Source organism: Streptomyces sp. UW30 (genome assembly GCF_008042075.1).
In the GTDB taxonomy this organism is placed as follows: Bacteria; Actinomycetota; Actinomycetes; order Streptomycetales; family Streptomycetaceae; genus Streptomyces.
In genome coordinates this window covers 1-9,825 of sequence record NZ_RDBN01000118.1, presented here as the reverse complement: position 1 = coordinate 9,825, position 9,825 = coordinate 1, and the positions used below count along the sequence as shown (strand labels likewise).

Genomic DNA, 9,825 nt, shown 5'->3' with positions numbered 1-9,825 from the left:
GTGTTTCTAGGCTGATCGCATCACGCCGATAGCGATTAGTGAGGAGATGGCCAACATGCACATTGTGGTCGAGACGTGGACCCCGAAACCGGCGTTCTACGCCGCCGACGAGGAGACGCTGACCAACCTGTTCGCCGGGATACAGGAAGCCATGAAGCAGCTCGCGGATGCCTGTCGATCCCAGGGACTGAAGTTCGGCGTCTACTTCTCCCTGGTGGACTGGCATCAGGGACACTCCTTCGACGGCGGCAACGAGAACCCCATCCCCTCCTCCATGGAGCCAGTCATCAAAGCGCAACTGCGCGAGCTGATGACGCATTACGGCGACATCGCTGAAGTTTGGTTCGACATGTCTGCACCCACAGCCGCGCAGAGCGAGGACTTCGCGAACGTGGTCCGTGAACTGCAGCCCCACGCAGCGATCAACAGCCGAGTGTGGAACAACAAGGGCGACTTCCGCACTCTGGGGGACAACGAAGTCCCCTCCGTGCCGCTCGACGGGCCATGGCAGACTCCCGCCTCGATCTACCACGACACCTGGGGATACCGCAGCTGGCAGAAACGAGACGACCTGCCCGGCAAGATCCGTGACCTCGTGGTGGGGCTGACCAGCGTGCGAGCGCGCGGCGGGAACTATCTGCTCAACATAGGCCCTCGCGGCGACGGTTCGGTCGTGGAATTCGAGGCCGACGTCCTTCGCGGCATCGGACGATGGCTCAAGCAGCACCCCAAGGCCGTCCTGGGCGCGTCCGCCACGCGCTTCGGCGGTCAGCCATGGGGCGAAGTCACCGTCAACGACCGCGATCTGTTCCTGCACGTCACCCGCTGGCCCGCTTCCGGTGAACTACGGCTGCCCGGTCTGGCAACCGGTGTACGGCAGGTGACCGAGGACGGCTCATCGCAGCGACTGCAGTGGCGCCGCGACGGTGACGACCTGGTCGTCACCGTCCCTGACACACCACGAGACGCCATACTCCCCGTCCTTCGCGTAGCAATGGATGGGCAGTTGCGGATCATTCCGCAAAGCACGCAGTCACTGCCCGCTACCAGCCATGCCGCAGTGGTAGGTGCGACAGCTCTCACACACGGCTACAGCTACGCCGACTCGGGCAGATACTCGCGAACCACACGTACGGAGGTGCGGCAATCGGCCTACCTGACCACGGATCGCTCCCAGGACGTCAAGATTGTCCTGCGTGGAAAGGCTGAGCCGCAGCGACTGTATCGGCTGACGGTAGGCCACCAGTCACGGCTGCTGACCGGTGCGCAACTGACCCAGGAGGCGGTCGGCCCGTTCGGGCTCCAGCGCGGGCGGGTGACTGAGGTGGCGGTGACGCTGGCGCGGCCGCAACACGTCGGAGAGTCCCTGGAGCTGACGCTCGATAGGCTCCTGATCGCCCCTTCGGATTCGGTCGTGGCGTGGGCGGAACTCCCTGACCGGTTGGTTGTGGGATCCCGTGTGGAAGCCCTCGTCCACGTATCCAACCTCAGCCGCCGCGCTGTCGACGGCAAGATGACGCTGAACACACCCGCCGAGTGGGACTCCGTTGACACCGTCGCCTTCAGCAAGCTTTCGCCAGGGACAAGCTCCACGGCCATTGTCCCGCTCCGCGTCCCCCTGAACGCGYCACCAGGACACGTCACTTTCCAGGCCATGGCCACGGGTGGCAAGCACACCATCAATCTGCACGCCAGTGCCGAAGTCGTCCTTCCGAACGTGGCGCAGGGCAAGGCAGCCACCCAGTCCTCCACGGCCTGGGGCGGCGTTGCTGACCGCGCCGTCGACGGAAACACGGGCGGCGACTACTTCGGGGACAGCTCCACGACGCACACGGCAGAACCGTCAACGGAAGCGTGGTGGCAGGTAGATCTCGGCCAGAACTACGACCTGGACAGCATCGAGGTGTGGAACCGGTCCGACTGCTGTACCGAGCGCTTGTCGAACTACTGGGTGCTGGTGTCGCAGACACCGATCACGACTGGCTCACTTCAGGAAGCGCGGACCATGCCGGGAGTGGTCGCCATACGGATGGACAGCCCGGCCGCACGCCCCACGCGCATTCCTCTGAGCGGGACTCATGGCCACTACGTTCGCGTTCAGCTTGAGTCCGTGACGAATCCGCTCTCATTGAGTGAACTCGTGGTTCGAGGAGTTCCGAAGTGACCGCACTACTGTGCCTCTGCTTGAGTTAAGCCAACTACCTCGTAGGTTGGAATGCCTTCAGGCCGGCGATGCGCTCTTGGCCTCTGCGGCTGTGCAGCCTGCCCTGCACAGCCGCAGAGCGGAACCGGGTGCCGTCGTGTTGGATAGCGTTCAGTCTCCCGGATGGCGCACGACCAACCTTCGAGCCGCGTCGCGGCCGGCGCCCCAGCTCGCGGGCGGCGCTCTGAGGTGCGTCCGCGTTTAGCAGTCGGGCCATCTGGTGAGGGTGGCGCTGGAGTGCGCGGACCYGGGCGGGGTCGAGGCCGTCGTAAGGCGGGGCAAGGAGGTCGGACGGGTCGCCGACACGATCTACGTCGTAGCGCACCGCCCGGAAGGGCCGGGGCTGCAACGGGGTCGCGTCGGGAAAGGGCACGGCGGAGGTAGGCATCGAAAACTCCTGGATGGCGGCAGGCCCAGCAGGGCTGGGCACCGTGGGGCGCCCCGCACCCCCGGGGGCGTCTCTCCACGGATCCAGTCGCACACGTTCTCGATGACTCATCATGTGGGGTGCGTGGCGATCCTCGAACGTACGTGAAGTCGACGGTCGCCCGGAGGACGCTGCGTGGCCTCGCTTGCAACGCCGCGGTCAGCGCCGCCGTGTTCCTGCACGACAGTCCTCGGCTGTCCTCGGTGATCGGCTCCTGACCGTGTGGCTGAGCCTGCTTCTTCTGCCGGTGGTGCCCGCCGTGCCGGTCCGGCACAAGGCGATCCGACATGACACGGAGGGCTGACAGCTCGTTCAGGTTCATTCAGCTTCTGTTCAGTGGGCCTGTCGCACCCTGAGGCAATCAGCTCGGCCGCACGCGGCGGCCGTGGGTTGCGGCGAGAGGATGCGGCATGAAGCGCAAGGGCAAGTGGATCGTGGGGGTCGTGCTTTCGGCCGCCCTCATCGGCGGTGGTACCGGCATCGCCGTAGCCACGACCGGTGGTGACGACAACGAGACACCCATCTCGGGACCCGCGCTGGAGAAGGCAAGCGCGGCGGCACTCGCGCACACCGGAGCAGGCAAGGTCACGGACACCGAGGTCGGCGACGAGGAGGGCTACTACGAGGTCGAGGTCACGCTCGACAACGGCAAGCAGGCCGACGTACACCTCGACAAGGACTTCAAGGTCCTCGGCAGCAAGGTGGACAGCGGGGACAAGCCGAGCGACAAGGGCTGATCCCGGCGCGCCGTATCGGACCGCCCGTTGCCCGATGCGGCGCCGGCCAGGGCTCCGGTCGATGGCCACGGCCGTGGCGACGGTGGGAGTCCTGGTGGAGCCGAATCGGTTTTCGTCCCGGACCTTTGGCATCAGCGCCTTGCAGGACAGGGCCGCTCTCCCTGGTGCCGGTGAGCGCCAGCGAGCAGCTCGGACTCTTCGGACCGGAGCGGGACTTCGCCGGGCCGCGTGCGTGGATGTGGAGGGTCAGATCCCCGGGAGGCCGCGTTGTCCCCGGGAAGCGATGGGTTCGGGGCGCCTCCGGTCTTGATGTGGAGTGAGAACTGTGACGCGGGGACTGAGTGAAGTCGAGGGTCACGCCGGGCTCGGGCGGCTGGGCCATCCGGGCTCCGAAGCGGGGGCCACAGTGCTCCGCCTGCACTACTGCATCCGCTTGTCGCCGCCCGGAGCTCCCGTAGCGTGGACCGTATGCGCGTGCTGATCGTCGAGGACGAGGAGCGGTTCGCGGCCGGGCTCAGGGACGGGCTGGAGGCTGAGGGTTTCGCCGTGGACGTGGCGCTCGACGGGGTGGACGGACTGTGGATGGCGCGTGAGAACGCCTACGACGCGATCGTCCTCGACATCATGCTGCCGCGCCTCAACGGCTACCGGGTCTGCCGGACCCTGCGCGGTGAGGGCAACTGGACGCCGATCCTCATGCTCACCGCCAAGGAAGGCGAGTGGGACGAGATCGAGGGCCTCGACACCGGCGCCGACGACTACCTCACCAAACCCGTCTCGTACGCGGTGCTGCTCGCCCGGCTGCGGGCGCTGCTGCGGCGTGAGGCCCGCGAGCGGCCCGCGGTGCTTGCGGTGGGCGACCTGCTGCTGGATCCGGCCGCGCGCACGGTGACCCGGTCGGGGCGTCAGGTCGAGGTGACGGCACGGGAGTTGGCCGTTCTGGAGTTCCTGATGCGGCGCACGGGCGAGGCCGTGAGCAAGCGGACCATCCTCGACCATGTGTGGGGCGACGACTTCGAGGGCGATCCGAACATCGTCGAGGTGTATGTGCGGCGCCTGCGCAACAAGGTCGATCGTCCCTTCGGGCGGGACTCGCTGCGGACCGCGCGGGGGCACGGGTATCGGTTGGTGCCCGATGGCGAGTGAGCGGCGGCGCCTGCGGACGGTGCGCGTGCGGGCCACGGTGATCGCCGCACTGGCCGTGGGGCTCGCGCTGATCGCCGGAGGCGCCGCCCTGGTGCTCGGGCTGCGGGTCGAGCTGAGCAATGACGTGCGGGACGCCGCGCGGGCCCGCGCCCAGGAGGTGGCCCGGGTGATCGAGGCGGGGCGCGGGGTGCCCCAGGTGACCGTGGCCGACCCCGCGGAGGAGTTCCTTCAGGTTGTCGACGAACGGGGGACGGTCGTCGCGGCGAGCTCGAACATCGAGGGACTGCCGGCACTGACCCGGCTCCGGCCCGGCGGCAGCACTCAGGTCGACACTCCGATCGACGAGGACCCGTTCCTGGTGGTGGCGGTCGGGGCGCGGGACGGCGACCGGCGTCTGACCGTCCTGGACGGCCGTACGCCCGCCGGGGTAGCCGAGGCCACCTCCACGGTCACCCGGATGCTGCTCGTCGGGGTGCCCGTGCTGCTGGTCCTGGCGTCCGCCGCGACTTGGGTGGCCGTGGGCCGGACGCTGCGGCGCGTCGCACGGGCCGAGGCGGCGCAACGGCGGTTCGTCTCGGACGCCTCGCACGAACTGCGCTCACCCGTCGCCACGGTCCGCCAGCACGCCGAGGTGGTCCTCGCCCATCCGGCGCGCGCTGATGCGGGGGTGCTGGCCGGGACGGTCCTGGACGAGGCCGTCCGCATGCAGCGCCTCGTGGACGATCTCCTTCTCCTGGCCCGCGCCGACGAAGACGCGATCCGCCCACCGCGGCGCCCCGTCGACCTGGACGACCTCGCCTTCGAGGAGGCCCGGCGGCTGCGGGAACGGCAGAAGGGCCCGCGCGTCCACAGTGGCGGGGTCTCGGCCGGGCGAGTCCTGGGCGATGAGGACGCCCTGCGCCGCGTGGTCCGCAACCTCGGCGAGAACGCCGCCCGCCACGCCCTCTCCCGGGTCGCCCTGACGCTCGGCGAGGCCGGCGGAACCGTACGGCTGGACGTGGACGACGACGGTCCCGGAGTGCCGGAGAGGGAGCGGGCCCGGATCTTCGACCGCTTCATACGTCTGGACGAGGCCCGCGCGAGGAGAGAGGGCGGAGCCGGCCTGGGTCTCGCGATCGTGGCCGAGCTGGTGGCGGCGCACGGGGGCACGGTGACGGTGGGGACGGCGCCGGAGCTGGGCGGGGCGCGCTTCACGGTGAGGTTGCCGGCCACCCACTGAGGGAGGGGTGCGGGGCTGTGATGTTGTGCGGTTTCGCCGCGTGGGCGCGACTAGTCACCACGATCCCGCAGCCGCTCACGAACCGAATGCCCCATCTCGCGCCGCCTGACAGCACATTCAGGTTCGTTCAGCGTCCCTTCAGAGGGTCAGCGGGACGCTCATCGCAGGCTACGTCCCAAGGAGGCCGTCATGAACTCCAACCGCCGCATCCTGCTGACCGGAGCATCCGTAACCGCCGCCGCACTGCTGGCCGGTGCGTGTTCGGGAGCCGCCAACACCGCTGACCGCCCCACCGGGCCGAGCGCCTGCGTGCACGTCGTCGACGCGGCCACGGGCAAGAAGGGCGAGGCCTGCCTGCCCACGGCCCCGGCAGCGGACCGCGCCGACCTCACCGAGCCGCGCTTCACCCACCCGACGAAGATCACGAACCCGCTGCACCCCACCAGCGAGGTCACCCAGACGATCTACGGCGGTCAAGTGGACGGCAAACCCTTCCGTACCGAGGTCAGTCGGCTGCCCGGCACGAAGACCATCAAGGTGGACGGCAAGCCGGTCGAGGCCCGCATCATCCAGTACGCGGCCTTCTCCGACGGCCGGATCCAGGAGGTCGCCCTCGACTGGTACGCACAGGCCGACGACGGTTCCGTCTGGTACCTCGGAGAGGACGTCTTCAACTACGACAACGGGGTGGTCGCCGACACCGAGGGCACCTGGCAGGCGGGCCGCCACCACGCACCGCCCGCGATGATCATGCCCGCGGCCCCGGAGAAGGGCGACGTGTACCGTCCCGAGAACCTCCCGGAGATCGTCTTCGAGGAAGTCACCGTGCGAGCCGTGGATCAGACGGTCGACGGGCCGTACGGCAGGATCCAGGGTGCGATGACCGTGCGTGAACTGCACATGGACGGCTCGACCGAGGACAAGGTGTTCGCGCCGGGGTACGGGGAGTTCTCGACCGGCACCAAGGGCGGAGACCTGGAAGCGGTGTCGCTCGCGGTGCCCACCGACGCGAAGCCCGGACCACTGCCGGCCCGGCTGACCTCCTTGGACCGCGCGGCCGTTGCCGCCCACGAGTCGCCCGGAGCCGCCACCGTCCGCGAGGTCCGCGCCGCGTGGGACACCTACCGCGCCTCCGACGCCGTACCGGCGCTGCTGGAGCGGCAGATGGAACGGGACCTCGCCGCTCTGGAGAAGGCCGGGAACGGTGCGCAGGCGGTGGACCCCGCCCTGCGCGTCGCTCAGAACGTGACGGACCTGCGACTGCGCTACGAGCCCGTGCCGACGGTCGACAGGGACCGACTCGCCCTCTGGACACGCCAGTTGACCATTGACGGCAAGGCCGGGAACGAGGGCGCCGTCGCGGGCGACGTGACGGCCCTGGAGCTCGCATGGGAGCGGGTGCGGCACGAAACCCCGGACGCCGTGCCGGTGGACACGGATCTGAAGAAACTCCGTGCGGCAGCCGATGCCAAGGAACTGGCCGAGATACAGCGACTCGCGCCCGAACTCGCCAAGGACATCACGTAGTTGGAGGACAGGAAATCGCGTGCAGGCCATCGCTTTGACCCTTGAGCTTGTTGCCCGCCGCAGGCTCCATCGGCAGACCTGCGGTAAGCCGCACCAGAGGGGGGGCCCGGGTGCCGGGAGCGCTTCGAAGGGTCCTGCGCCGGCCGGTGCGCCGATCGTCCGGGCGTGACGGCGGCGGCCGAAGCCCGAGAACGGCGAGTCGTGGGTCGTGAACCAGGAGTCCAGCGGGTCGGTGCGCTCCCGGCCCACTCCCGTCGACCGGTAGATTAGGCATACCTTAGAAGTGCTTTTGTCTACGTAGATGTAGACGATCGTGGGGTGGGTGCGCAAGCCGTACCGGCCGAGGATGCCGGAGGACGGGAGAGAGATGTCGGACAAGCGCCCGGACGACAGACGTCCGCATGGTGAGCTCGTCGCGGATGTGCTGGCCGTGCTGTGGGAGGCAGGTGAGCCGATGACCGCGCAGAAGGTCAACGCGGTGCTCGGCACGGGCCTGGCCAGGACGACGATGGCCACCATCTTGACCCGGCTCTACGAGAAGGGGACGCTGCGCCGGATCCCGTCGGGCCGGGGCTTCGCCTACGAGCCGGTGGAGGACGCGGCCGGGCTCGTTGCGGGGCGCATGCGCCGTGAGCTGGAGAGCGAACCGCGTCGTGACCTGGTGCTGAAGCGGTTCGTGTCCGCTCTGTCCGAGAACGACGAGGAGACGCTGCGGCGTCTGCTTCTTGAGGCCGAGGATGGCTCCGGGTGACCTACGTACTGGTTCTGGTCGTGCTGGCCCTCACGTTTCCGTGGGGCGCTTCCGTGGTTGCCCGCCGTCTGGCCGGCGTCCTTCCGCCCCGGGAGGCGTGCTGGATGCTGACGGCCGCGGCGGTCTTCATGGTCGGCGGCACGATCGCGGCGCTGGTCGGCTTGTTCCATGTGCCGTTCCTCGCGTCGCTGGAGCAGGTGCCCCTGGCTCGTGTGCTGGAGGTGTGGCCGGCCGCGTTCCCGTTGGCCTGCTCGGCAGGCGCGGTCATGCTCGTCCAGCTTGTGTTGCTGGTGCGGAGGTGGTTCCAGCACCGTTCCCTGCTCCGGCGCGCCTGGCAGTCGGCTGCCGAGGGAACCGGTGACGGGGATCTGCTGGTGGTGGCGGGGAGCGATGTGGACGCCTTCGCACTGCCCGGATACCGAGGGCGCAGCGGCCGGGTCGTGGTGACCTCGGGAATGGTGCGGGCCCTGAAGCAGGGAGAGCGTGAGGTGCTGCTGGCTCACGAGCGCGCCCACCTGTCCGGTCGCCATCACCTGCTGTCGGCTGTGGTCGACCTGTCCACGACTGTCCACCCCGCGGTGCGGAGCCTGAGGGAGCCGCTGGCGTTCCACCTCGAGCGATGGGCGGATGAAGTGGCGGCGGCCGTCGTGGGAAACCGGAAGGCGGCGGCTGCGGCCATCGCCAGGGCGGCCCTGGCCGGAGCCTCGCAGAAGCGGCACGCCAGTGGCGGCTACCCGCTGCTGTCGGCGACTACAGGGCCGGTGCCCCAGCGGGTCGAGGCGCTGCTCCTGCCCGAGCCGGCGGCACCGCAGGGGGGCACTCGCCGTGCGGGCGCCTGGGGCCTGGCGGTGACCGTGGCCGTCTCGGGGCTGGCGGCCCTCGCCCTGGCCTATGGTCTGCACGAGTACGTGGAATACGCGGCCATCGCGGTACGCGGAAGCTGACCCACAAGCCGATTCAGCATGTGGCGGCCCCCAGGGACTCATCCCTTGGGGGCCGCCACTTCCGCATTCGAGGGCCCGGTAAGGGGTGTCCGCGCAGGACCGCGCGCGGTCGCGTGCTCGCTTGGCTCAGCTGGGGATCAGCCTTGCCTTTCGCCCAGCAGCGGGTGCCTGATCGTCGGACGCGGCGAGGTCGATGATGTCGTCCGTGTGGCCGGCGATCAGGTTGTGGTCGTGGGTGACGAGGACGACCGCGAGGCCCCGCTCGGCGCGCAGGGAGGCGAGCAGGTTCATGATGCCGACCGCGGTGGTGGAGTCCAGGGCGGAGGTGACCTCGTCGCACAGCAGGACGTCGGGGTCGGCGGCCAGGGCGCGGGCTATGGAGACGCGCTGGCGTTGCCCGCCGGAGAGTTCGTGGGGTCGGCGGTGGGCGTAGTCGGGTGGGAGTCCGACGGCGGTGAGGAGTTCGGCGACGCGGGTGTCGCACTGGTCGGTGGGCAGGTCGAAGTGGAGTTTCAGCGGCCGGGTGAGGGTGGCGCCGATCGTGTGGGCGGGGTTGAGGGCGCCGAGCGGGTTCTGCGGGACGAGCTGGATGCGGCGGCGTTGGTCGCGGGTGCGCCGCCGGTACAGGCCGGCGAGCGGTGTGCTGTCGAGCGTGAGGGTGCCGCGGGTGGGTTCATGCAGGCCGGCGAGGACTCGGATCAGTGTGGTTTTGCCGCATCCTGACGGGCCGACGACCGCGGTGAGTGTGCCGGGGTGCAGGTCGAGATCCAGATCGGCCAGGACCATGCGGCGGGAGCGTCCGGTTCCGTGGTGGGCGCTGACGCCGCGCACGGTCAGGACGGTTCCCTTCTCGCGGGCCGGTGGTGGGGAA

At 69.4% G+C, this 9,825-nt stretch carries 8 protein-coding genes; 7 read left to right on the top strand and 1 reads right to left on the bottom strand.

The annotated features are described in order from the left end of the window. The first annotated feature begins 55 nt into the window (after positions 1-55). From EAO75_RS44680 to EAO75_RS44645, 7 genes are all read left to right on the top strand, one after another. Positions 56-2,164, top strand: coding sequence for an alpha-L-fucosidase (locus EAO75_RS44680; RefSeq protein WP_187284859.1), 2,109 nt, complete (start codon positions 56-58; stop codon positions 2,162-2,164). 876 nt (positions 2,165-3,040) lie between these two features. Then, entirely contained in the window at positions 3,041-3,367 is a 327-nt protein-coding gene (locus EAO75_RS44670) for a PepSY domain-containing protein (protein WP_148000855.1), read from the top strand. 468 nt (positions 3,368-3,835) lie between these two features. Continuing rightward, on the top strand, positions 3,836-4,513 hold the full coding sequence (locus EAO75_RS44665; protein WP_148000854.1) for a response regulator transcription factor: 678 nt from the start codon (positions 3,836-3,838) through the stop codon (positions 4,511-4,513). After that, positions 4,503-5,732, top strand: a complete 1,230-nt coding sequence (locus EAO75_RS44660) for a sensor histidine kinase (protein ID WP_148000853.1) — start codon at positions 4,503-4,505, stop codon at positions 5,730-5,732. Before EAO75_RS44665 ends, EAO75_RS44660 begins: the two co-directional genes overlap by 11 nt. A 189-nt stretch (positions 5,733-5,921) precedes the next feature. Continuing rightward, positions 5,922-7,259 carry a hypothetical protein gene (locus EAO75_RS44655; protein ID WP_148000852.1) on the top strand — a complete coding sequence of 446 codons (1,338 nt, stop codon included), beginning with the start codon at positions 5,922-5,924 and terminating at the stop codon, positions 7,257-7,259. Between the two features lie 367 nt (positions 7,260-7,626). After that, positions 7,627-8,010 (top strand): BlaI/MecI/CopY family transcriptional regulator, encoded by a 384-nt coding sequence (locus EAO75_RS44650; RefSeq protein WP_148000851.1) that lies wholly within the window; start codon positions 7,627-7,629, stop codon positions 8,008-8,010. Further along, the gene (locus tag EAO75_RS44645; RefSeq protein ID WP_148000850.1) at positions 8,007-8,954 is read left to right on the top strand and encodes a M56 family metallopeptidase; all 948 of its coding nucleotides are present in this window, start codon (positions 8,007-8,009) and stop codon (positions 8,952-8,954) included. Before EAO75_RS44650 ends, EAO75_RS44645 begins: the two co-directional genes overlap by 4 nt. Positions 8,955-9,080: 126 nt before the next feature. Here the strand turns inward: EAO75_RS44645 and EAO75_RS44640 are convergent. Next, a partial coding sequence (locus EAO75_RS44640; protein ID WP_148000849.1) for an ABC transporter ATP-binding protein occupies positions 9,081-9,825 on the bottom strand: 745 nt, incomplete at its 5' end.